Raw genomic sequence first — 24517 nt, 5'->3', positions numbered from 1 at the left:
TGAATGTGTTATTTAGGTATTAAAGCTTTCAATTCTTCTAAAGTATTAGCTTCGGTTGTGGGTTTATCTTTTCGCCAGCGTACAATTCTAGGAAATCTAGTAGCAACCCCACTTTTATGCCGTTTAGATGTAGCTATACCTTCAAAGGCAATTTCAAAAACATGATGTGGTTTTACACTTCTCACCGGACCAAAACGCTCTAATGTGTTGGCTTTAATCCATTTATCAATTTCTTTAAATTCGGCATCTGTTAAGCCTGAATAAGCTTTAGCAAAAGTAACAAGATTTTCATGGTTGTTATCCCATAAGGCAAAGGTATAATCTGTAAATAAGTTACTTCGCCGACCATGACCGCGCATTGCATAAGTTAAAACAGCATCGATGGTAAATGGGTCAGATTTCCATTTATACCAATCGCCTTTTTTACGTCCAACACCATAGCTTGATGCAGAACGTTTGATCATCAAGCCTTCAGATTTTTTTTCTCTTGCTGTTTCGCGCTCATTGACTGCGTCTTGCCAAGATTTAAATTGCATAAGATGCGATAAATGAAAGGCTTTAATTTCTGAATGGTAAGTTATGTATAAATGGTCTAATAAACGTCGCCGTTCTTGATAAGATTGTGATCTAATATCTTGATTATTAAACTCTAACAAATCGTAAGCTTTAAAGATTACAGGGATTTTTTGCAGCATCTTTTTAGAAACAGTTTTACGATTGATGCGCTGTTGAAGGTCTTTAAAATCGCCAATACTTTGATTTGGAAAGGCTAAAATTTCACCGTCTAAAACAGTATCATCTGGTAAAATTTCAGCAAATCTCTTAAATTCTGGAAATTGATGGGTCACTAATTCTTCACCACGACTCCACACAAAACATTCGTTTTGACGACAAATAATTTGTGCGCGAATACCATCCCATTTATGCTCAAAATAAAACTGTGAGACGTTTTTTGTATTCACGACATCATCTTCAACTGGGTAAGCTAAGTAAAAAGGATAAGGTTTTGATAAATCAGCCTTTGGGTTAGGTTCTAAAATTAATTCTTGAAAAGAAAGTTCAGTAGGTTTCCAATTTCCCATCAATTTAAAAGCTAAGGTTTCCTCATCAATTTCAGTGGCTTTAGACAATGCTCTAGTCATTAATTTCTGACTAACACCTATTCTAAATCCGCCGGTAATAAGTTTAGTAAACACAAAACGTTCGTAATAATTTAAGTTTTGCCAATTAGTTATGAGATAATCTTTTTTTTTGGTTTCGGAGCTTGATTTTAAAGCAATAATTTCATTGATAAATTGCGTTAAAGTTTTATCTGAATTATTGGAAGATGAAGGAACAACAAGTGCAATGGTTTCAGCTAAATCACCAACAATATGGTAAGATTCTTCAAATAACCAGAGTGGAATATTAGCGAGTTTGGAAGCGTATTCTCTAATTAAAGTAGAGTTTATTGGTCGTTTTGGTCGCCGATGTGATAAAATAGCAATGGTCCAGACTTTATCTTGATCTGGCGCTGTTTTAAAATAATGAGCTAAAGCTTCAACCTTAGCATTGGTTTTATTAGTGCTATCTATGGTTTTAACAAGCTCAGCAAATAACTTCATACTTTAAAAATACGGCAATCTAAGCTTGATAAAACTCAAGTAAATGTTAAGAATTGATATAATACCAAATCTCCCATAAAATAAGATAAATAAAATTGGTTGTAGTTAAGCTTAAAATAGGCTGCATCTACTCTACTTCATTAAAGCTATCTTATAAAAAAGTATTTAACTTTATAAGAGACTTAATTATCACTGGCGTACCACTCAGCAAAAGCAGTTTCAGTTTCACGAAGTTTTAGGCTATGTAAACTTAGCTCTGAAGATAATTTAGATTGAATGCGATTAGCAAAATCTATGACCATGTTTTCACTTGTAGGTTGATAATCGACTAAAACGACATTATGGCCAGTTTTTTTTAAATCGTCTGCTAACTGAATATGTGGTGTGTGTTGATTTAAAACTATGGCGTGATCCATCACATCGACGACTTCAGTTTTAACGATTTTTTTTAAATCGCCAAAATCTATAACCATACCGCATTTAACATTGCTTGTATCGGCTATTGGTTGGCCGATTACAGTAACATCTAACTTGTAGGAATGGCCGTGAATGTTTTTACATTTGCCGTCGTAACCGTATAAAGCATGCGCTGTTTCAAAAGTAAATTGTTTGGTTATTCTAATCTTCGCCATAATAGTTTTTAATAGATTGCAAAGATAGCAAGTCAATAAAACTAAAATTCAATTCAATCTATTTTTTCAAAGTTATTCACATTATATATCATCTTATTTTTCTTTCTTTAAATTTTAAAAAACTAAATAATGATGATTATTGCGTGTTAATTTCAGTAAAACTTTATTAGAATTTAGTTGTGTTAATTAAAGTTTAAATTTCTTCAACAGATTTGTGATGAGATTGTTAATTTTTAATAGCTGATGATCAATTATTTAGTATAAGTTATTCACAACTTTTAAAGTTGATGCTTAGTTATTTTATTTTAAAACTTCAATTAAAACTCTTGTTGAAAACTGGTTAATAAGTGCTGATAAGTTTTTTAAAATTTAGGGACTTATCAATTTGATATTAAATTATAAATTTCATATAGATAAATTTGTTGTTTATCAAAATTTTCTTTTCAGTTTTTACAGTTGACTTATTAACAAAATTGTTGATAACTAAAGTCTTGAAAATCAACTGAAGTTTAAAAGTTATTAACAATGGATTTTAATTATTTAAAGTATTGATAATTAGATATTTAAATTTATATTTTAAAAAGTCATTATTTCAAATTACTAATCTTTATTTTTGTTCAAAAATCATATCATGACAATTTCAATAGGAAACGATCACGCAGGTACAGCCTACAAAATGAGTGTTTTAAATCAATTAAAAGCTAAAGGTATTAGAGTGATTAACCATGGAACCGATTCAACTGAAAGTGTAGATTATCCAGATTTTATTCATCCTGTTGCTCAAGATGTTGAAAATGGTGAAGCCCAATTTGGTATTATTATTTGTGGTAGCGGCAATGGTGCAAATATGACCGCCAATAAACATCAAGGTATTCGTTCAGCTTTGTGTTGGACTAAAGAGATTGTGGCACTAGCGCGTCAACATAATAATGCAAATGTTTTGAGTATTCCAGCGCGATTTGTATCTGAGCAGCAAGCGCTTCAATTTGTCACTACTTTTTTAGAAACTGAATTTGAAGGTGGTCGCCACCAAAATCGTATTGGAAAAATTGCTTGTCAATAAATTTTAAATGACGCATCACCACCATTCCCAAAAAAAATTAGGTGTAAGTATTTTACTTAACATCGGTATTACATTAGCCCAAATTATAGGTGGTTTACTTAGTGGTAGTTTAGCTTTACTGTCTGATGCTTTACATAATTTTACTGATGTTGTGTCTTTAATTATAAGTTATGTTGCCGCTAATTTTTCTAAAAAAGATGCTTCATTAGGTAAAACTTTTGGTTATAAACGTGCCGAAATTATTGCTGCTTTTATAAATGCTTCAACATTAATAGTAATTGCTATTATCTTAATTATTGAAGCTGTAGAGCGTTTTTTAAAACCTCAATCTATCGATTCTACTTTGGTAATTTGGCTTTCAGTTTTAGCTATAGTTGGCAACGGTTTAAGCGTTTTATTACTATTAAATGATCGTAAAAAGAACATGAATTTAGCTTCAGCTTATGCCCATTTGTTTACCGATATGCTTGCATCAGTAGCTGTGTTAATTGGTGGTTTATTGATGAAATTCTATAGCTTATTCTGGGTTGATAGTTTTTTAACCGCAGCGATTGCTATTTACCTTATTATTGTTGGTATTAAACTCTTGCGGAATTCATTTAGCGTATTAATGTTATTTACGCCAGAATCTATAGAAATAGATGAATTAGTTAATGATATTAATCAACTTGATCATGTTAAACACATGCATCACGTTCATATATGGCAATTGAATGAAGCTGAAATTCATCTTGAAGCTGAAATAGATTTAAGTGAAGATATTTCAATTACAGAGTTTGAAGCGATTTTAGAACAAATTGAAGTTACTTTACTTGAAAAGTACGGCATTAATCATATTAATATTCAGCCAGAGTTTAATAAAACCGACGATAAAAATATTATAGTTCAAGATTAATCATGCAAATACAAATTTTAGATTTTAAACAACTCAATATCAAACAATTATATGCCATTTTACAATTACGTTCAGAAGTTTTTGTTGTTGAACAAGATTGTGTTTACCAAGATATTGATGCTTATGACCAGAAGGCACAACATGTGATGTTCTTCAAAAATAATATTTTAGCTGCGTACGCCAGGATATTACCACCAAAGGCTTATTTTAAAGAATTAAGCATTGGCCGCGTAATTGTAAAAGAATCATTTAGAGGTCAAAAATTAGGTCATCAATTAATGCAGACTTGTATTAAATTTTGCCAGGAGAACTATACAAATCAGCCCATTAAAATATCTGCGCAACAATACTTAATAAAATTTTATGAACAGCATCAATTTATAGCCTTTGGTAAAGGTTATTTAGAAGATGGAATTCCTCATATAGCCATGAAACGTGATGACTGAATTAGAATTAATAAAAACAACCAAACAATTTGTTAAGCATAAATTATCTGATGCAGAAGCTGGTCACGATTGGTTTCATATTCAGCGTGTTTATCAATTAGCACTTCATATAGCTCAAAAAGAAGGTATCAACGATTTACTCATCATTAAATTAGGTGCTTTATTACATGACATTGCTGATGCAAAATTTCATGATGGAAACGAAGATTTAGGACCTCAAATCGCCGGTCAATTTTTAGAAAAGCATGCGGTAAATGATGCAGTTATTAATGAAGTTAAATTAATTATTAAACATATTTCATTTAAAACAGAAGCGGCTAGTTATACTTCAGATGATTTAAAAATCCTTCAAGATGCAGATCGTTTAGATGCGATGGGCGCTATTGGAATTGCTAGAGCTTTTAATTTTGGTGGTTATAAAAACAGAGCTTTATATAATCCAGAAATCCCTTCAAAACCTCAACAATCTAAAGCTGAATATAAGGCATCTAAAGCACCAACTTTAAATCATTTTGATGAAAAACTTTTATTATTAAAAGATCAAATGCACACTAAATCCGCAAAAAAAATAGCCCAAAAACGCCATAATTACATGCTAAATTTTGTTGAAAGATTTAAGCAAGAATGGTATTTACAGATAGATGAAGCTTAAAATAAATGTTGTAAACCAGGATGTTTTTGTAAGTCTTTAAGTTGCTCAACTTTAATCGGTTTTTCAATGAAGTCTAAGATTAAGTTATAATCTTTTGCTTTGGTTTTATCAGCATTATCTACAGAAGAGGTTACTAAAATAATATAAAGTTCTGCAAGTATTTTATTATTTTTTAAATGGTCTAAAACATCCCAAGCATTTAAACCAGGCATATTAATGTCTAAAAAAATGACAAAATCAGCTTTATCATCATCATTCTGTTTAAGGTAATCTAAAAGTTTTTCACCAGAATCTAATGTAATCGCTTGTGAATCAAAATTTGATAGCTGACACATTTTTTGATGTAAAAACAATATGACTTGATCATCATCTACAAGTAGCGTCTTAAAATTCATGAGAGACCTTGGTTTAAATTTATATTTTTAGATTTTTTATTAATTTTCCTAATAATTTGATCTAAGTCTTTAGATGAATCTTCTAGGCTTTTAATTAAATAATCAAACTCTTCATCAGATATTCCTTCATTTTTAAGCAAATCTACAATACCCATTATTTTAGTTAAGGGAGATCTTACCATGTGTGATTGTATCCATGCAATTTCACTTAGCTTTTCATTTTGTTTTTTTAAGGCTTGAAAGTAGCTTAAGCGTTCAGAAATATCAGTTGCTATACATAAAATAGCATAACCTTGTTTATAATTAATTCTTGTGTTTTTAATTTCTACTTTTATTAAATCACCATTTTTGGTCTTATGTTGAGATAAATTTTGCAAGAACATTTTTTCTCTACCTTTAGTATTTTGAAGTAAAGCATTTAATTTACCACTAAAAGTGTTTTGAATATCGGTTAATTTTAGTTTTAAAAACTCGTCTTTGTTATAGCCATATTTTTCAATAGTTGCCTTATTAACATCTAAAAATCGCAAAGTTTTTTCATTATAAACCCACATGGGTTGCGGACTTAAATGAAATAAATCGCTATAACGTTTTTCTGAAGTTTCAAGTCTAGAAAATGTTTTTTTACGTTCTATATTGTAAACTATACTTTTAAATAGAGCTGTAGCATTAAGTTCATCTTTCACTAAATAATCAGAAACGCCGAGTTTAAGTGAATCTAAACTAAAGTCTATATCAGGAAAACCTGTTAGTATTAAAATTGGTGTATCTCTAGATAAACTAACTATTTTATTAATAAGCTTCTTGCCATCTAAATCTGGTAAAGAAAGATCTAATAAAATAATATCAAAATTCTTTTCTTTTAATAAAGCTTCAGCCTGTTGAAAATTAGTAACATGATCTATTATAGGATTAATAATCTTTTCACTTAAATAATCTTTTACAAGAAAGGCATCGCCAGGATTATCTTCAACTAATAAAATGTGATATGTATTCTCAGATATATTCATTTGCTTCTAATCCTAAATTTTTGGTAAGGTAAAACTAAATTGACTTCCTTTATCTAATGTAGATTTTACCCATATCTTACCACCTAAACTTAGCACAATTTTTTTACATAATGCCAATCCCATACCAATACCATTATCATCATTATGTAACCTTCTGAATAACTTAAAGATGTGTTCAAAGTTTTTTTCGTCGATACCAATACCATTATCAATGACATTAAATTTCCAGTAATTATCAAGGTGTTCAGCTGTAATATTGATGATCAAATTACGATTAGGATGCCTGTATTTAATAGCATTGCTTATTAAGTTTCGAAATACAATATTCAGTGGCATTTCAACAGATTCTACGGTTGGCAAATTTTCAAATTGAATGTGAACCTTATTTTTTTGAATTTCACTTTTATAAAGCTGAATAGCTGATTTTACACAATCTTCTGTATTAATTGAAGTGAAGGAATTTTCATCAACACCTGTTTTTGCAAACTCAAGTGTTTCTTCAATTAACTGTAAGACTTTATGATTACTTTGTAAGGCATAATTAATGTATTGTAAAGCCTTTTCGTCTAGTGTATTTTTATAATCTTCTTTTAAAATCTCTAATAGACTACTTGTAGATGTAATAGGCGATTTTAAGTCGTGAGCAAGTGTAAAAACAATTTCTTTAATCAGTTTAGATTGCTCGTTAATTTGAATTCTTGACTCTCTTAAGTAGCGTTCTTGTTTATGAAGCTCTAAAATTCTACTCACTTGTTTTGCTAGTTGTTTAAGCGCCTTTTTTTGAGATTCATTCAAGTTAGATGGTTGATGGTCAATTACACAAAGCGTACCAAGTGCATAACCATTTTTTGAAATTAGTGGCGCACCAGCATAAAACCTAATATGCGGGTTTGAAGTCACTAAAGGGTTGTCTTTAAACCTAAGGTCTGCTTTAGCATCATTTATAATAAAAAGCTCGTCAGGTTTTTGTATTGCATGTGTACAAAATGAAATATTTCGTGGTGTTTCAGTTACATTTAAACCTTTACGAGATTTAAAGTATTGCCGGTCATGATCGATTAAAGAGATTAAAGATATGTTTGTACCACATATTGTTGAAGCTATCTCAGTGAGTTCATCTAAAGCTTCTTCTGGGCCAGTATCAAGAATTTTATAATTGTAAAGTTCGTTTAAGCGTTCTTTTTCTGATAATTTTTTGTGGGGTTCCGTTGTCGTCATTCGCCATTATTTAAAGGAATACTAAACTTAAACAGATTTCCGTTGGCATGAGATTCTACCCAAATCTTACCACCAAGTCTTATCACAATTTTTTTAGCCGTTGCTAAACCTATACCTGTGCCTTTAACTTCTGGTAATTGTTTAAGTCTTGTAAAGATAGAAAATATATTTTTATATTGCTTATTATTTATAATAATTGCGTTGTCTTTAACACTAAATATAACTTGGTTTTTATGAATTTCAGACGTAATTTTTATGTTAGGTGTTTGATTTTTGGCAACATATTTAATGGCATTATCAATTAGAATTAGAAATAATTGGCGAAGTTGATATTTAGAAATAACTAGAGTTGGTAAATCATGGTATGTAATTATGGTGTTGGTGTTTTCTATTGAAGTTTTTAGGAGTAACTTAGCTTCTTCAATAATAGTTGCTACATTTATTTCTTCAGATTTGTTTTTGGCATTATCTACTTTAGAGAACTCAAGTAGGTCTAAAATAATTTTACGCATGCGTTGCGCACCATCAACAGCAAAATAGATGTATTGTTTGGCTTTTTCATCTAATAAATGCTCGTAGTTTTTATCAAGTTGAGATAAAAAGCCAGAAATCATACGTAAAGGTTCTTGTAAATCGTGTGATGCAACGTAGGCAAATTGTTCTAACTCTTTGTTAGAGCGATTTAAATCTTCGTTTCGGTTTTTAAGAGTTAAATTTAATTTCTCAAGTTGTGCTTCGTAGTTTTTTTGATTGGTTATATCTTGTAAGGCGCCAACAATTTTTAGGGCTTTACCGTTTTGATCTCTTATAATATAACCTTGGTCGTAGATATATCTAAAGCTGTTGTTATTATCTTTTAATCGGTAATTGTCTGACCAATAGTTTAATTTTGGATTTTTAATGCAATGATCAAAATGTTTGTCAACACGTTCTACATCATCTTTATGAATATGCTTTATCCATTGGTTAATAGTTTTAGGATAATCTTCAACTTCATAGCCAAAAAGTCGTCCAAAACCTTCACTCCAATCAATAGCATCCTCAACTAAGTTAACCTCCCAAATAACGTCATTAGTAGATTTAGAAATAAGCTCAAATTTATTTTTTGTGTTTTTAAGCTCTAACTCAGTTTTAATTTTATCAGTAATATCTTTACCGACACCATAAAACAGCCCTGTTGTTTTTGAACGTGATATGGACCAGGCGATATGAACGTATGAGTTAGATTTACTTAAAACCCTACTTTCTAGATAAATTGGTCTATTGTATGTTGCATTTTTAAGTTTTTCAATGAGTTCTTGGTAATCATCAGGATGAAAAAAGTTAATAATTGGATTGTTGATTAAAAATGCATTAGTGTAACCTAAAATTTTTGAAGCAGACGGATTAACTCTTTTCAAGTAACCATCTTTGCGAGCTATACAAATAAAGTCTGGTGCATAATTTACAATTTGGTTAAGTTCATCTTCGGCTTGTTTATGTTTTATTTCACTGGCCAAATAGATTTTATATTCCTCTAAAAGATTGATAAGGAAATCTTTACGTTTAGTAAAGTTGTTGTAGCCAAGAATTAAAACCGCGGTTTTTTCTGAATTTTGTTTAATCGGAACATAAAATACGGTAACTTGACTCTCACGCTCAACATTCGTAAACACTTGTTTATTTGAAATACCTTTTATAGCCTTTATTGAGTTGGTATGCCAATACTGACTAATAAATAATTTGCTAAAATCTTCGTTTGCTAATTTGACACTAAATTCAGAATTATAAAGCTTTTTATCTTCAATAAAACACTGTTGTTTAAGCTTTTTTTCTTGTTGATCATACACCCATAATTCACCATAATCAAAATCTGTAAATGCCTGTGTTACTTTAAAAGTTTCATTTAAAGCTTGACCTAAATTAGTTGAACTTTTAAAAAGCTTATTGGTTTCTTTAATGAGTTCTTGTTGAATTTCTTTAGATTTCTTTTCTGTAATATCTTTTTCAACAGAAACCCAATGGGTATATTTTCCTTCAGAATTAGTAATCGGTGATACTGATATGTTCGCCCAAAATTCTTCTCCTTTTTTGTTATAATTTAGTACATCAACTTCAAAAGACTCATAGCTTAACATTTTGTCATACATGAGCTTTATGGTTTCAGCACTTGTTTTTTCACCATGAAGAAGTTTAGGCGTGTGACCAATAATTTCATCAACATCATAACCAGTTAACTGTTTAAAACTTTGGTTTGCATACACAATTACTGGACCAGATTGGTCTGATGGTTCAGCTTCAGATACTAAAATGGCATCTGTTGTGTTTTCTATAACAGATTCAAGTAAATTTAAATGGTCTGTTCTAGCTTTTTCTTTAGAGATATCTTTAAGAGCACCAATTACCCGAATAGCTTTACCCTTTTTGTCTCTAATAATCACCGCATTATCAAACACATCAGCATAGGTGTTTTTACCATTTTTAAAGCGGTAGTGGCAAGACCATCTTTCTTTTTTTGAGTTTCTTACAGCTTCAAAAAAGCTTGACATTACGTGTTCTAAGTCCCGATGATGTATATGCTTGCGCCAAAAAGCTTCATCGACAATATTAGATTTCAGTTTTACATTAAAAATCTGTTGATAACTATTACTCCAATAACGTGTATCATTAATAACGTCAAAATCCCAAATGGCGTCACTCACTGCTTTAGAGGCATATAAAAAACGGTCTTTTACATGTTTAAGCTCTTGATTTGCTAGATAAGTTTGGGTTTGATTAGTAACCGTAGAAATCATGATATTTTGCTCAAAAAGTGGAATATTTTTTGCACTAATGTATCTTGTCTCACCTTTCGCTGTGGTTACTTTTAAGTTATCCCAAGTCATACGGCTGGGATCACCACTTTTAATATCTTTAATTACTTCAGATTTGATTTTTTCACGATATTCAGCCTCTGGATAGACTAATTCAAAAAACCGATCAAAACTTGAAATAGCCGCTTTATCATGCCCATAAATAGTTTGAAATGCCTCATTAAAATAGGTTGGATTTCCTGAATCAATTTCATGTATAGCAACACCAATCGGTAAATTATCTAAAACCGTAGATATAAAATGATTGCGTTTTTTAAGCTGTAGCTCTTGTTCTTTTTCTGCAGTTATATCTTGTAAAGTTCCAATTAAGCCAACAATTTTATTATTTTCTAGCTCTACTTCAGCTTTTATTTTTACCCATTTTTTATGGTTTAATTGTGTGGTAATTTGAGTGATAAATTCAAAAGCTTTTCCATGATTTATAGCTTTTTTTATATGTTGCTTGAGTTTTTGCCGATCTTCTTCAGATGGAATAAAATTGTATTCATCACCATAAACAGGTTTATAGTCTTTTTTAACTTCAAGAATACGTTTAAAATTAGAGGTACAAATTAATTGTTTAAATTCTACAAATAAGTACCAACTACCTATGTGAGCCACTTTTTGGCTTAATTCAAAAATTTTAAAACTCACATCGCCAGCTTGTTGAGCTATACTTTGTAAAGGCAGAAACTTAATGGAAACAAATTGAGATTGGCCTTCATAAAACCACTGAAATTCTAATTGAAATTGACCTGAATCGCAATTGGTTTTAAGTTCTAGTTGAAGTGTCTCGGGTTGTTGTTTTAACTTTGTTAGCGTTGATGCTAATAAATTTTTATCAACAAGATGCTGCTTTAAAAAAGCATTAAAATTAGTCTGCTTAAAACCTCCAAAACACTCTGTTGCTTTTGTGTTTATGTCTATAATTGAATAGGCTTCATCTTCAACCTGTAAAACGATGTAGGCAGATTTCTGAGCATTTAAAAATGAACTTAGCATCAACTTTGCTTTTATGGGGAATGATTAATACTAGCTTTATTCACCCATAAAGCTAAATATTTAAATCTAAAGAGCCATAATAAATATGTTTATTTACATAAAAAGAAATGCTATTCATAAAAATGAATTACCTTTAACAGATAATATATTGATTTATAGTTAATTAATTTAAATATGCTAAATTACATTTCTTCAGAAAAGTAAATACTGTTGATGAGTAATTTCATACTACCTAACCAAAAAGCTCTAAAGTTGGTATTATCAGTAAACGCGATGACTTGACCTCGACCAAAACCAGAAGTTTGAAACGGAACACTTTCTTTTAGTAAGTCTAAATTCTCATCATTAATATAGCCACTTAATAAAGGCATTTTAGTATACTGAATAGGATTATTAAAACTTAATGCATCAGGTTTTATAAATAACTCAGTGTTTCTAAATAAAGCTATTTTTTGGGTGTTAAAACCATAATTTATTGGATGCGTTCGGTCAATTTTAGCTTCAAAAATAGCACCACCAATTTGTTTAGCCCCATAAAAACTAGAACGCTCATCATAACTAATATTTTTAGCATTAATACTATCATTCAAAAATTCTAAATCAATCAATTTTGAGCGATTTAACCATTTTACAGAATTTCGATAACCGATTAATGTACCGCCAGATCTCACCCAAGTTTTAATTTGTTTTAATCCTTTTACATTAACAGGATTTCCGTAAGAACTTGGTAGTATCAAATGCGTATATCGACTTAAATCAGTTCTATTAAAGTTTTTTGTATCTAATTTGGTTACCGGAATTTCTAAACGTGCGTCAAGTAAATGCCAAATTTCACCTGCATCGTATGGAGATATACCTTCACCAACGATTAAGGCTATTTTGGGTTGTTTAAGATGAGCCATATTTGGGCTTCCTAAATTAATACCTTGAGTTAAACCTGTGTTTAAAGCGCTTACTTTAACTTTATATGTTTGACTTAACTTAGACACTAACTTGTAAATTTCTTGTGCGTTAAGCTTTTGGTTAGCCACAGGTAATAAAATCGTACCATAATCAAACTTGTCTTGGCCTGAACTAAATGGCTTTTTAGCAACTTTTAAACGTAAATTCTTGTCTTGTAATTTGTTAATGAGCTTTGGCGCATTAAAATCGCTCCACCTAATCGCATAAGCATACGTGCTTTTATCAGTTAATTTTGGTTGGTAAAATTGGTTTCCTTCAAAGTTTTTACCAAGATCTAATTTTTTAGTCTCTTCAAAATCTACGCCAAAGGCATGTTTAAAATCCCAAGCCGAAACATCATAAAAAATGCTATCTTTAAAACTTGTTCGAGAATTAAACATAGCTTTAACTAAGCGTTGTTGGGCTTGTTGTTTAGGAATCACTAAACTGGTTTCAGGGGTAAATTTAGTGCCATTAACTTCAACTGGAGACGCTAAATGCTGTAATTTAATTTGGTGCTGCTGTAAAACTTTAGCCAGTTCTTCTGTTAAAAAAGGATTTTTCTCTTTTCCGAAGATGTAATAACCTTTTTCAGCATTTTTAAAAGCATTGTAATAAAATTGATCTTGTAATTTCAGTAATTCTGGTTTTAGATTTACTGCTGCCTTTAAGGTTGATAAAGCAGTGGTAAACTGGTTTTTAATGGTAAATTTAAATTCTAAAATACCGTTGTCGGTTTCTTGTGCACTACCGCGTGAACTGGCTTGCTCGAATAAAATTCCGATGCTACCATTAATATCTGGAAAAGTTGAGCCTTTACCATAGTAAAAATCGTCAAAGCTTTCTTTAGAATAGTACAAACTCCCAATACTATCAAGTGCTTCAGCATGAAACTCGCCAATTTTAGCGGTTAAATCTTGGTTAAGTTGTGGTGTTAAAGGATTGGTACGTTGCGGAATACCTGGCTGAAAAAAGAACGTAGAATTTGAACCCATTTCATGGTGGTCTGTCAACACATTTGGGCGCCATTCATAAAAAGTAGCAATACGTGCTTGGCTTTCTGGCAACTGAACTGGTAACCAATCCCGGTTTAAATCAAACCAATAATGGTTGGTTCGGCCGCCTGGCCAAGTTTCATCAAATTCACGGTCTTGCGGATCTGGATTAACATGTAAACTTCGGTTAGAATTAGTCCAATGTGCAAAACGTTGTATGCCATCAGGATTAAAACTTGGGTCTAGTAAAATAATAGTTTCATCTAATAAACGCTCGATGTCTTCACCTTCAGCCGCTGCTAAATAATAGGCTAAAATTAAAGCCGAATTTACGCCGCTAGGCTCGTTTCCATGCACTGAAAAACCCTGATTAACAACAATAGGAAGTTCCTCAAAATTGGCATTGTTAAGTGCGTTATCAATTAAAACGTCACGTTTAGCTTTTAAATTTTCAAGCTGTTTGTGGTTTTCAGTTGAAGTTACCGTGAGCAATATTAGCGGCCGTTTTTCATAGGTAAATCCGCGGTTTTCAATTTTTATACGTGGCGAAGCTTCAGCCAAGGCGTACACATATTGCACAACTTGATCATGAGAAGCATGCCAATCACCAGGTACAAAACCTAAAACTTCACTAGGTTTAGGTATTTCAGAATTATAGCTAACAGTTGTTGGCAAAAAATAATCAAGCTGGTGATCTTGAGCAAAACTAAACTGACTTAAAATAAAGGCAAGACCAATACAAAAAACCGATTTCATAAACTAAATTTTATAGGTTGAAACTTTGACCTCTAAAATACAATAAAGTTTAGTTTAAGCTAAAATGAAAGCTTTTAGGTTTATTTATAATAAGTATTTAACAAAATTGAAAGCATAACTTTATCATGTAAATCATTGGTTTTCAATTTAAAAAGTATAGATTATGAACACTTTTTGTATAGTAAATTACCACCGGAATTTTATTAATGCCTCGTAAGTTTGTTGTTTTTACGAGTTGGCTACAATTTTGAAAATGATTCGTTTTTGATGTATATTTACACCAAATAATTAAATTATGACGAGACAAAGTATATCATTTACAAAGCCGAACGATGAATGGTTAAAAGCCCAAGTGGACAATAAAGAATATTCAAGCAAAAGCGAATTAGTTAACGATTTGATTAGGCAAGCCCGAAAACAGCAAGTTCAAATTGACTGGATTCGAGCTAAAATTGAGAATGCTGAAAATAGCGGATTTACGAATGACAGAAAAGAAAATATTTTGGCTCAATCAAAGTCTATGCTAAATGGCTAAATACAAACTGACAAATGAAGCTAAAAATGACTTGATTCGGATACACCAATACGGAGTTAAAAAATTCGGAATGACCCAAGCGGATAAATATTTTGCATCTTTTTTTGAATATTTTGACATCATTGCTGAACGACCTTTTTCTTTTGAATCTGTTGATTATATAAAAAAAGGTTACAGACGTTGCGTTTGTGGAGTTGATAGTATTTACTATAAAATCAACGAAAATATTGTTGAAATAATAATAATTGTTGGAAGACAAGATTTGAATGAAAAATTATGATGAAATCTCAAACTATTATAATCCGAGTTTTGTTATTAATTATTACGCAATAAAACATCAACGTAAAGATCAAGTCGCTCAAAAAATTTATCATTCAGGATTAAATGTAATCAGGTCTAAAGCTAACAAATTATCTACTTTCTTTAAGGATTGCCCTAAAGTGACTTCAAAAATTAAAAACATCAATTCTAAGAAAGAATTTATAGCTTTTGTAAAATATTACAACCAAGTTTGTGACGATTAAGTTATCTTTCAATCATCAATAAAAATTAATAGAATGGAAAAAATACGTGTGTATAGTTCGAAAAATGAGATTGAAGCCAACGGTATTGTGCGTGCTTTAGAAGAGCAAGGTATTGTTCCACATATGATTAATAAAACCGATTCTGCACACGCCAAATTGTTTGGTTATATTGAAGTTTACGTAGACCATAATCACCAAGCAAAAGCTGAACAAGTAATTAAAGATTACTTTAAATAAGCAAGTATGAATTTATCGTATTGGGAGCAGCAATCGTGGTTTTCTAAGGTCAATTATTGTGTGATTGGTAGCGGCATTGTTGGCTTAAATTGTGCCTTAGCCTTACGTCAAAAATACCCAAAAGCTAAAATTCTTGTACTTGAACGCGGTCAATTACCACAAGGTGCAAGTACTAAAAACGCAGGTTTTGCCTGTTATGGCAGTGTGAGTGAACTCCTAGCCGATTTAGAACATCATACCGAAGAAGAGGTTTTCAATTTGGTGAATCAGCGTTACAAAGGTTTACAACTATTGCGCAATACATTAGGCGATAAAGCCATCGATTATCAACAATATGGCGGTTATGAAGTCTTTTTAAATCCTGACCAAAAGCGTTTTGAAGAATGCTATCAGCAAATGAAGCGATTAAATTAGTTGTTACATCCTATTTTTAAAACCGATGTGTTTCAACTGAAGCCTAACACCTTCAATTTTAAATCCTGCCTACCCGAATTAATTCAACATCAGTTAGAAGGCCAAATTGATACTGGAAAAATGATGCAGCAATTACTTCAAAAAGTGCAATCTGAAGGTATTTTAGTTTTAAATTCAGCCGAAGTTTTAAGTGTTTCAGCTGAAGTTTCTTCAGTAAAAATTCAACTTCCCAACCTAGAATTTACAGCACAACACACTTTTGTAGCGACAAATGCTTTTGCAAAAGATCTGCTTGATGTTGAGGTCACGCCGGCTAGAAATCAAGTTTTAATCACTCAACCCATTCATAATTTACAACTTAAAGGCTGCTTTCATTTAGATGAAGGTTATTTGTATTTTAGAAATATTCACAATCGTATTTTACTTGGTGGCGCTAGAAATCTAGCACCAGAAACCGAAACAACAACAGACTTTAAGCTTACAAAACTCATACAAACCAAGCTTGAATCATTGTTAAAAGAGGTGATTTTGCCAGATCAAGATGTAGAAATCACCCAACGTTGGAGTGGAATTCTAGGTGTTGGGCAACAAAAAAAACCGATGGTTAAATCGGTTTCAAATCACTTGCATTGTGCCTTTAGATTGGGTGGAATGGGCATTGCCATTGGTAGCCAAGTCGGTCGAGATTTAGCTTATTTAATTAAGTAGTGTTTTAGTGCGCCTAAGAAATTAAAATTTACCATCAATAAAATTCAAGTAAGTTTCAAAACTAAAAGCACCACTAAATAAAACCATTGATTTATTTAATACTTCACCAGCTGTAGCTTCGTCAAAGCCAAGTCCAATCGCGTAACGCTTCAATAAAACCGCTTCGGCATCATCCATCACGCCATCAACATAAATAATTTTAAACAAGTCAAATAAATGCTCTAATCGTTTTTCGCGTGAGCTAATACCTTCAACAGGATACTTAGCAGGATTACTGATTACCTTGGCATAATCATGTTCTGCGATGTTTAATTTTCGGGCAAATCGTTTGAGTAAACCTTTTTCTAAATCGGTTATCGTGCCGTCTGTAGCTGCTAGATTCACCAAATTGGCAAAATGATTAAGATTAGTTGAAGGACTTTGTAAATCATAAATATCAGTTGTTGACATAATTAAAAATATTTTTTCATTAAATATACTATTAATTAAAATTCAACACTTAATTTTGGTATTGAAATTAGGGTATGAGTAAAAAAATAATTGGTAGACGTGATGTAGCAAATTTTCCAAATCTTGGTTTAGCACATGTTGATATAAAAATTGATACTGGCGCCTACACTTCATCTATACATTGTGACCAAATTGAAGAAATCAATAATGAGTTGCATTGTCGTTTCCTTAACCCAAAAGATAAGCAAAGCAACCATAAACAACTTGTTTTTAAAGACTATAAACATATAAAAGTTAAAAGTAGTAATGGTATTGTGCAACACCGTTATCAAATAAAATCGACCATACAATTATTTGGAAAAACCTATAAAATTTCACTTTCTTTGGCCGACAGATCAAGCATGAAAAATCCGGTTTTAATAGGCCGTAAATTTTTGAATAAAAAATTTATAGTCGATACTGATTTAGAATATTTATCACACAACACTACAACATCATGAACATTAGAGTATTATCTAGAAACCCAAATCTTTATTCAACAAAACGCTTAGTTGAAGCTGCTAAAAAGCGTAAACACGAGGTTGAAATTATTGACCCGTTAAAATGCGACTTGGTGATTGAAAAACGCAATCCAAATATTTATTACAAAGGTCATTATTTAAAAGATACTGATGCCATTATCCCTAGAATTGGCGCCTCAGTAACATTTTATGGAACAGCAGTTGTAAGACAGTTTGAAATGATGGGCGCATTTACCACGATAGACTCTGAAGCTTTGGTTAGAAGTCGTGATAAATTAAGGAGTTTACAAGTTCTATCACGTGCCAAAATAGGTCTACCTAAAACCGTTTTCACAAATTATTCTCGTGATGTAGAAGGCGTGATTGCACATGTTGGTGGTACGCCTTTAGTGGTTAAATTACTTGAAGGTACACAAGGTTTAGGTGTGGTTTTAGCTGAAACCAAAAATGCTGCAAAATCGGTTATTGAAGCCTTTAACGGTTTGCAAGCACGTGTGATTGTTCAAGAATTTATAAAAGAAGCTAAAGGTGCTGATATACGTGTTTTTGTGGTAGACGGTCATGTTGTTGGTGCTATGAAACGTCAAGGAAAAGAAGGCGAATTCAGGTCTAACCTTCACCAAGGCGGTTCAGCTGAAGTGATTGAACTTAGTGATGAAGAAGAAATTGCAGCCATAAAAGCAGCAAAAGCGATGAGACTTGGCGTTGCCGGTGTAGACTTGCTACAAAGTTCTCGAGGTCCTTTAATTTTAGAAGTTAACTCTTCACCAGGACTTGAAGGTATAGAAAAAGCAACAGGCAAAGATATTGCTAAAACCATTATACAATACATCGAAAAAAATATTTAATGCCGCATATAGACGAGCAAAATGTCTTGCACATTCTTGGCGAAGAAGTTTTACCTGGGCAAAAAGCACGGATTAATTTTAATACAGCCAAGCTTTACACTAATACAGCGGTAGAAGTTCCTGTTATTATTAGGCGTGCTAAACGCAAAGGTCCAGTAGTTTTAATTACCGCTGGCATTCACGGCGACGAAATTAATGGCGTAGAAATTGTCCGTCAAGTTATTGCTAAAGGTATCAATACACCACGAATCGGAACTATTATTTGTATTCCTATAATTAATGTATTTGGATTTTTAAATCAATCAAGACAATTTCCAGACGGTCGCGACTTAAACCGCATGTTTCCCGGGACAAAAAAAGGCTCTTTAGCCAGCCGACTCGCCTATCAATTTGTTGAAGAAATTTTACCCGTTGCTAATTATTGTCTCGACTTTCATACTGGAGGCGCAAGTCGATTTAATGCAGCACAAATTCGAATTTCACAACACAAACCTGAATTAAAGCATTTAGCTAGCATTTTTAATGCCCCATTTACCATTTACTCTAAAACTTTAAAAAACTCGTACCGCTCAATTTGTGAGAAAAAAAACATTCCTATTCTATTATTTGAAGGTGGCAAATCAATCGATAAAAACAGTGATATTACCCGATATGGCGTTGAAGGTGTCAAACGTATATTAAATCACCTCGATATGCTTAAAAGCAGTTTTAGCATCACAACTTTAAATGAATACAGCACTTTTATTAGTAAAACCAAATGGATGCGAGCGAAGTATAGCGGTATGTTTCACAGTGAAATACCTATTGGTAAATACGTCGAAAAAGGCGAAATCATTGCTTTTATTACCGATGCTTACGGCAGTTTGCGTTATAAGGTTAAAGCTACAAATAATGGCTATATCATCAACGTAAACCAATCGCCTATTGTGTATCAAGGTGATGCTATATTTCATATTTCAACCGAGTTAAATTAACTATGAAGCCAGCTTTAAGAAAACATTACAAACAACTTAGAGAAGAAATTTCAGAAGAAACCTTAGACCAACTCAGCTTACAAATTGCCAATAAAAGTCTAGAATTAGAGGCACTTTGGCAACAAACTTACTACCATGTTTTTCTTCCGATTAAGCGTTTAAAAGAAATTAATACAGAATATCTGCTTCATATTTTACAAGGTAAAGACAAGCAAATTGCAGTGTCGAAATCTGATTTTGAACAGCTTGAAATGCAACATATTTTACTTACGGATGCTACAAAAATTGAAGTTAATGCGTTTGGAATTCCCGAACCAGTTGAAGGTATTGCGGTTAAACCAACTCAGCTGGATGTTGTGTTTATACCATTATTAGCTTTTGATCAAAACGGCAATCGTCTAGGCTATGGTAAAGGCTTTTATGATATTTTTTTAAAACAATGTAGTAAAACCACCTTAAAAGTTGGCGTTTCATTATTTCCACCAGAAGCTAAGATTAAAGCAGAATCTCATGACCAAAAGCTTGATTATTGCATTACACCGCAGCAGATTTACAAGTTCTAGTTAGAAATTTTAGTGAATAACTTATTCTCCATACGATTGTTTTATATTTGTACAAAATTAAACTTCTCATGAGTAAATTATTAATAGTTGGTACAGTTGCCTTTGATGCTATCGAAACGCCATTTGGCAAAACTGATAAAATCTTAGGTGGTGCAGCCACTTATATAGGTCTAAGTGCCGCAAATTTTAAAGCAAAAAGCGCAATTGTTTCGGTTGTTGGTGATGACTTTCCGCAAGAACATATTAACCTTTTACAACGCAATAATATTAACCTAGAAGGTTTAGAAGTCGTTAATGGTGGCGACACGTTTTTTTGGAGTGGTCGTTATCATAATGACATGAACACGCGAGACACTTTAGATACACAACTTAACGTTTTGGCCGATTTTCAACCAGTTGTTCCAGATGATTTTAAAAATGCAGATATTGTCATGTTAGGCAACTTACATCCAGCGGTTCAATTATCAGTCATTAATCAAGTCAATAAGCCTAAACTTATTGTACTAGATACAATGAATTTCTGGATGGACACCACACTTGATTTACTTAAAGAGGTAATAGAAAAAGTTGATGTTATTACCATTAACGACGAAGAAGCGCGACAACTTTCAGGTGAATATTCTTTAGTTAAAGCGGCTCGAATTATTAGTGAAATGGGGCCAAAATATGTGGTGATTAAAAAAGGTGAACATGGTGCATTACTCTTTCACGGCAATGAAATGTTCTTTGCGCCAGCTTTACCACTTGAAGAAGTGTTTGATCCTACTGGCGCCGGCGATACCTTTGCAGGCGGATTTACTGGTTATTTAGCTGAGACTAAAGATACCTCGTTTGAGAACATGAAAAATGCTATTATTTATGGTTCTAATTTAGCGTCATTTTGTGTCGAAAAATTTGGAACTGAGAAAATGCAAGAACTCGATATAAAAGCTGTGAATGATCGCTTAAAACAATTTAAGTCGCTCACACAATTTGAAATAAATTTAACCTAATCATTTCGCCCTGTTTTTCAGGGCTTTTTTTGTACCCTTATGAGCGAATTAATTAAACACGAATGTGGCATCGCACAATTGCGATTACTAAAACCGCTGAGCTTTTATAAAGAAAAATATGGCACAGCGTTTTATGGCATCAATAAAATGTATTTAATGATGGAAAAGCAGCACAATCGTGGTCAAGATGGTGCTGGTTTTGCCAGTGTGAAGTTAGATGTAGCGCCTGGTCACCGTTACATTAGTCGTGTACGCTCTAATGCAGCGCAGCCTATTCAAGATATTTTTGGCACCATTAATCAACGTATTAATCAAGGTTTAGAAGATAATCCAGCTTTAAAAGACAATGTTGACCTGCAAAAAGAAAATTTACCTTATTTAGGAGAAGTTTATTTAGGTCACGTTCGTTATGGCACTTTTGGTAAAAATAGTATCGAAAGCGTTCATCCTTTTTTACGTCAAAACAACTGGATGCATCGTAATTTAATTTTAGCTGGAAACTTCAACATGACCAATGTAACTGAGTTATTTCAGAATTTAGTTGCACTAGGTCAGCATCCAAAAGAAAAGGCAGATACGGTAACCGTTATGGAAAAGATTGGCCATTTTCTTGATTCTGAAGTTCGTAAACTCTACAAAAAACTAAAAGCAGAAGGCTTCAACAAACAACAAGCTTCACCACATATTGTCGAGCAAATTAAGTTACATAAAATACTACGCAAAGCTTCAAAAGATTGGGATGGTGGTTATGCTATGGCCGGAATGTTAGGTCATGGCGATGCATTTGTATTAAGAGACCCAAACGGCATTCGTCCAGCTTATTATTATAAAGATGATGAAATTGTGGTCATTGCATCTGAACGTCCAGTGATTCAAACGGCTTTTAATGTTGATTATGATGACGTGAAAGAACTAGATCCAGGTCAAGCTATAATCACCAAAAAAAGTGGTGAGGTAAGCTTTAAACAAATTCTAGAACCACGTGAACGCAAAGCTTGCTCGTTTGAGCGCATTTATTTTTCCCGTGGAAGTGATGCCGAGATCTATACTGAACGCAAAAAATTAGGGTCACTGTTGATGCCTGAAGTTTTAAAAGCTATAGATTTTGATACCTTAAACTCGGTTTTCTCATACATCCCAAACACAGCTGAAACCTCTTTTTATGGCATGGTTGAAGCGGCACAAGACGAACTAAATCGACAAAAAAATGAAGCGATTTTAAAAGAAAAAAATCAACTTACAGATGAGCGTTTATCTGAAATTTTAGCTTATCGTCTACGCACTGAAAAAATAGCCGTAAAAGACGCTAAATTGCGCACATTTATTACCGAAGATAGTAGCCGAGACGATTTAGTGGCGCATGTTTATGACGTTACTTATGGAGTTGTAAAACCAACCGATAATTTAGTGGTTATAGATGACAGTATTGTTCGGGGTACAACGCTTAAAAAAAGTATTTTAAAAATGTTAGATCGGTTAAGTCCGAAACACATCATCATTGTATCATCAGCACCACAAATAAGATATCCGGATTGTTATGGTATTGATATGGCTAAATTAGAAGATTTTGTAGCTTTTAGAGCAGCATTAGCTTTGCATAAAGACCACCAAACTTACGATCAAGTCATGCAAGAAGTTTACACTAATTGTGTTGCTGAAAAAGACTTACCAAGTCATGAAGTGACCAATCATGTAAAAGCAGTTTATAAAGGTTTTAGTGCTAAAGATATATCAGCTAAAATAGCCGAATTATTAAGTGATGATAGTATTAATGCTAAAGTAAGCGTCATATACCAAAGCATAGAAAACCTTCATGAAGCTTGTCCTAAAAATTTAGGAGATTGGTATTTTACAGGAAATTATCCGACGCCAGGTGGCAATAAAGTGGTTAATAAAGCGTTTATGAACTTTTATGAAGGCAAAAGTGACCGCGCTTATTAACCGTCTTTAATAGATGCTAACACCAACCTAACAACTACTTGTGAACAAACGTCTAAGCGATATTTTAAAAGATGCCGATTTTAAAGAAATCCTAACCAAGGGATTTTCTTTTTTATTGTTTAGGCTTGGTGGTACACTTGCAGGTTATTTTTTTACTTTATTCATATCAAATAAATTTGGTGAAGATATTTATGGCTTGGTTGCCATTGGGTTTTCTATGTTTTTAATTCTAAGTGTGGTTGGCAGATTGGGCTTAGATACAAATATGATCAAGTTTTTTTCTCAAGACACTAACGATCAGGAATCGGGTATTTTTTATAAATCGATTTTAAAATCTTTTGTTTTAAGCTCGCTTTTAGCTGGTGTAATTTACCTATTTAAAGAGACTATAGTTCTCGATTTTTTTAAAGAGCCTAAGCCAGAGTTAATTCCTTTTTTACCTTGGGTGTTAGCAGCAATTCCCTTGTGGAGTGTTACCATTATTAGTGCAAGTTTTTTAAGAGCCAAGAAAAAAAACAATGCTTTTGCTTTGTTTAATAATCCAAGCCGATTTTTATTTGGTTTAGTTTTATTAATTATTTTTTATAGTTTCTCGCAAGAGGCAATGGTTATATTTAAAGCGCATTTTTATGCTGTGGCTATTTCGGCGGTCTTGAGTTTTGGTTTAGTAGTCTATTACTTGAAAACACTTCAACTGAAAACGCAGACCAATTCTTGGTTTTTTCTTAAAGACTCACTTCCGATGATGCTTTCATCTTCCATATTAATCTTACTAGGCTGGATGGATACCTTAGTGATGGGCATTTTTGAAACTGATGCTAATGTAGGAATTTACAATGTGAGCTTAAAAGTAGCGAGTTTATCTGTATTTAGTTTGCAGGCCATTAATTCGATTTTAGCACCTAAGATAGCAAAAAGCTATGCAGAAGGCCAGACAGATTATAAGCGTTTAATAGCATTTTCTACGAAGTTAAATTTTATGATTAGTGGTGTAATTGTAGTAGGCATTATTGTTTTTCATAAGTTTCTATTAGGCATGTTTGGCGAAGCTTTTACAGCTGGTGCAACTATTTTATTTATTTTTTGTGCCGGCCAAATTATCAATTCATTTTCGGGTTCGGTTGGCGTTATTTTACAAATGATTGGGAAACAAAAAGTATATCAAAACTTTGTATTAGCCGCTTTAGTCATAAATCTTATGCTTACTTTTGTTTTAACGCCAATATATGGTGGCGTTGGCGCTGCAGTTTCAACGGTGATCAGTATGGTATTTTGGAATATTGGGAGCGCGATTTATTTGAAGAGAAAGATGAATATTGTAACGTATTATAGATTGAATTAATATGATAAAAAAAGTACAAGGATAAAA

General features: G+C 32.4%; 23 protein-coding genes and 1 pseudogene. 16 read left to right on the top strand and 8 right to left on the bottom strand.

Annotation, left to right across the window (positions count from 1 at the left end; translation table 11 throughout):
- Positions 1–8: 8 nt before the first annotated feature.
- Positions 9–1604 carry an ATP-dependent DNA ligase gene (locus tag BUB82_RS05375; protein ID WP_073192581.1) on the bottom strand — a complete coding sequence of 532 codons (1596 nt, stop codon included), beginning with the start codon at positions 1602–1604 and terminating at the stop codon, positions 9–11.
- Between the two features lie 182 nt (positions 1605–1786).
- Positions 1787–2236, bottom strand: a complete 450-nt coding sequence (locus tag BUB82_RS05370) for a 6-pyruvoyl trahydropterin synthase family protein (protein WP_073192580.1) — start codon at positions 2234–2236, stop codon at positions 1787–1789.
- A 631-nt stretch (positions 2237–2867) separates the two neighbouring features.
- Here BUB82_RS05370 and rpiB point away from each other — a divergent pair.
- The 4 genes from rpiB to BUB82_RS05350 are packed head-to-tail and all read left to right on the top strand — an operon-like array spanning position 2868 to position 5292.
- Positions 2868–3299 (top strand): ribose 5-phosphate isomerase B, encoded by a 432-nt coding sequence (gene rpiB, locus BUB82_RS05365; RefSeq protein WP_073192579.1) that lies wholly within the window; start codon positions 2868–2870, stop codon positions 3297–3299.
- A 7-nt stretch (positions 3300–3306) separates the two neighbouring features.
- Positions 3307–4194 carry a cation diffusion facilitator family transporter gene (locus tag BUB82_RS05360; protein ID WP_073192578.1) on the top strand — a complete coding sequence of 296 codons (888 nt, stop codon included), beginning with the start codon at positions 3307–3309 and terminating at the stop codon, positions 4192–4194.
- A gap of 2 nt (positions 4195–4196) precedes the next feature.
- Entirely contained in the window at positions 4197–4640 is a 444-nt protein-coding gene (locus BUB82_RS05355) for a GNAT family N-acetyltransferase (RefSeq protein WP_073192577.1), read from the top strand.
- Positions 4633–5292: an HD domain-containing protein gene (locus BUB82_RS05350; RefSeq protein WP_073192576.1), complete on the top strand. Its 660-nt coding sequence runs from the start codon at positions 4633–4635 to the stop codon at positions 5290–5292. The genes BUB82_RS05355 and BUB82_RS05350 overlap by 8 nt, the downstream gene beginning before the upstream one ends.
- Here BUB82_RS05350 and BUB82_RS05345 read toward each other — a convergent pair.
- The 5 genes from BUB82_RS05345 to BUB82_RS05325 form a co-directional block, all read right to left on the bottom strand.
- Positions 5289–5687, bottom strand: a complete 399-nt coding sequence (locus BUB82_RS05345) for a response regulator (RefSeq protein WP_073192575.1) — start codon at positions 5685–5687, stop codon at positions 5289–5291. The two genes, BUB82_RS05350 and BUB82_RS05345, sit on opposite strands and share 4 nt — an antisense overlap.
- A complete protein-coding gene (locus BUB82_RS05340; RefSeq protein WP_073192574.1) occupies positions 5684–6697 on the bottom strand; it encodes a response regulator in 1014 nt (337 codons plus the stop codon). Before BUB82_RS05340 ends, BUB82_RS05345 begins: the two co-directional genes overlap by 4 nt.
- Positions 6698–6709: 12 nt before the next feature.
- Positions 6710–7915: a GAF domain-containing sensor histidine kinase gene (locus tag BUB82_RS05335; RefSeq protein ID WP_073192573.1), complete on the bottom strand. Its 1206-nt coding sequence runs from the start codon at positions 7913–7915 to the stop codon at positions 6710–6712.
- A complete protein-coding gene (locus BUB82_RS05330; protein ID WP_073192572.1) occupies positions 7912–11748 on the bottom strand; it encodes a PAS domain-containing protein in 3837 nt (1278 codons plus the stop codon). Before BUB82_RS05330 ends, BUB82_RS05335 begins: the two co-directional genes overlap by 4 nt.
- Positions 11749–11930: 182 nt before the next feature.
- Positions 11931–14441 (bottom strand): M14 family metallopeptidase, encoded by a 2511-nt coding sequence (locus BUB82_RS05325; RefSeq protein ID WP_073192571.1) that lies wholly within the window; start codon positions 14439–14441, stop codon positions 11931–11933.
- A gap of 295 nt (positions 14442–14736) precedes the next feature.
- Between BUB82_RS05325 and BUB82_RS05320 the strand changes: the two genes are divergently transcribed.
- The 5 genes and pseudogenes from BUB82_RS05320 to BUB82_RS05300 all read left to right on the top strand — a co-directional run bounded on the left by BUB82_RS05320 (position 14737) and on the right by BUB82_RS05300 (position 16859).
- Positions 14737–14976 carry a ribbon-helix-helix domain-containing protein gene (locus BUB82_RS05320; RefSeq protein ID WP_073192570.1) on the top strand — a complete coding sequence of 80 codons (240 nt, stop codon included), beginning with the start codon at positions 14737–14739 and terminating at the stop codon, positions 14974–14976.
- Positions 14969–15256 carry a type II toxin-antitoxin system RelE/ParE family toxin gene (locus BUB82_RS05315; RefSeq protein ID WP_073192569.1) on the top strand — a complete coding sequence of 96 codons (288 nt, stop codon included), beginning with the start codon at positions 14969–14971 and terminating at the stop codon, positions 15254–15256. The genes BUB82_RS05320 and BUB82_RS05315 overlap by 8 nt, the downstream gene beginning before the upstream one ends.
- Positions 15243–15500 (top strand): hypothetical protein, encoded by a 258-nt coding sequence (locus tag BUB82_RS05310; RefSeq protein WP_073192568.1) that lies wholly within the window; start codon positions 15243–15245, stop codon positions 15498–15500. Before BUB82_RS05315 ends, BUB82_RS05310 begins: the two co-directional genes overlap by 14 nt.
- Positions 15501–15533: 33 nt before the next feature.
- Positions 15534–15737 (top strand): putative signal transducing protein, encoded by a 204-nt coding sequence (locus BUB82_RS05305; protein WP_073192567.1) that lies wholly within the window; start codon positions 15534–15536, stop codon positions 15735–15737.
- A 6-nt stretch (positions 15738–15743) separates the two neighbouring features.
- A pseudogene (locus BUB82_RS05300) lies at positions 15744–16859 on the top strand (NAD(P)/FAD-dependent oxidoreductase).
- 21 nt (positions 16860–16880) lie between these two features.
- On the opposite strand, the gene BUB82_RS05295 reads toward BUB82_RS05300, so the two are convergent.
- On the bottom strand, positions 16881–17309 hold the full coding sequence (locus BUB82_RS05295) for a tellurite resistance TerB family protein (protein ID WP_073192566.1): 429 nt from the start codon (positions 17307–17309) through the stop codon (positions 16881–16883).
- Between the two features lie 74 nt (positions 17310–17383).
- Here BUB82_RS05295 and BUB82_RS05290 point away from each other — a divergent pair, with 74 nt between their 5' ends.
- The 7 genes from BUB82_RS05290 (at position 17384) to BUB82_RS05260 (ending at position 24490) form a co-directional block, all read left to right on the top strand.
- Positions 17384–17809, top strand: a complete 426-nt coding sequence (locus tag BUB82_RS05290) for an ATP-dependent zinc protease family protein (RefSeq protein ID WP_073192565.1) — start codon at positions 17384–17386, stop codon at positions 17807–17809.
- Entirely contained in the window at positions 17806–18678 is an 873-nt protein-coding gene (rimK, locus tag BUB82_RS05285; protein WP_073192564.1) for a 30S ribosomal protein S6--L-glutamate ligase, read from the top strand. The genes BUB82_RS05290 and rimK overlap by 4 nt, the downstream gene beginning before the upstream one ends.
- Positions 18678–19652: a succinylglutamate desuccinylase/aspartoacylase family protein gene (locus BUB82_RS05280; RefSeq protein WP_073192563.1), complete on the top strand. Its 975-nt coding sequence runs from the start codon at positions 18678–18680 to the stop codon at positions 19650–19652. Before rimK ends, BUB82_RS05280 begins: the two co-directional genes overlap by 1 nt.
- A gap of 2 nt (positions 19653–19654) precedes the next feature.
- Positions 19655–20215: a 5-formyltetrahydrofolate cyclo-ligase gene (locus tag BUB82_RS05275; protein ID WP_073192562.1), complete on the top strand. Its 561-nt coding sequence runs from the start codon at positions 19655–19657 to the stop codon at positions 20213–20215.
- Between the two features lie 68 nt (positions 20216–20283).
- Positions 20284–21207 carry a PfkB family carbohydrate kinase gene (locus tag BUB82_RS05270; RefSeq protein WP_073192561.1) on the top strand — a complete coding sequence of 308 codons (924 nt, stop codon included), beginning with the start codon at positions 20284–20286 and terminating at the stop codon, positions 21205–21207.
- Between the two features lie 39 nt (positions 21208–21246).
- Positions 21247–23148 (top strand): amidophosphoribosyltransferase, encoded by a 1902-nt coding sequence (locus BUB82_RS05265; RefSeq protein ID WP_073192560.1) that lies wholly within the window; start codon positions 21247–21249, stop codon positions 23146–23148.
- A gap of 40 nt (positions 23149–23188) precedes the next feature.
- A complete protein-coding gene (locus tag BUB82_RS05260) occupies positions 23189–24490 on the top strand; it encodes a flippase (protein WP_073192559.1) in 1302 nt (433 codons plus the stop codon).
- Positions 24491–24517 lie beyond the last annotated feature (27 nt).

The sequence above is a fragment of the Psychroflexus salarius genome, assembly GCF_900129035.1.
In the GTDB taxonomy this organism is placed as follows: domain Bacteria; phylum Bacteroidota; class Bacteroidia; order Flavobacteriales; family Flavobacteriaceae; genus Psychroflexus; species Psychroflexus salarius.
The sequence above is the reverse complement of the archived record's forward strand: the minus strand, read 5'-3'. Positions and strand labels throughout refer to the sequence as shown.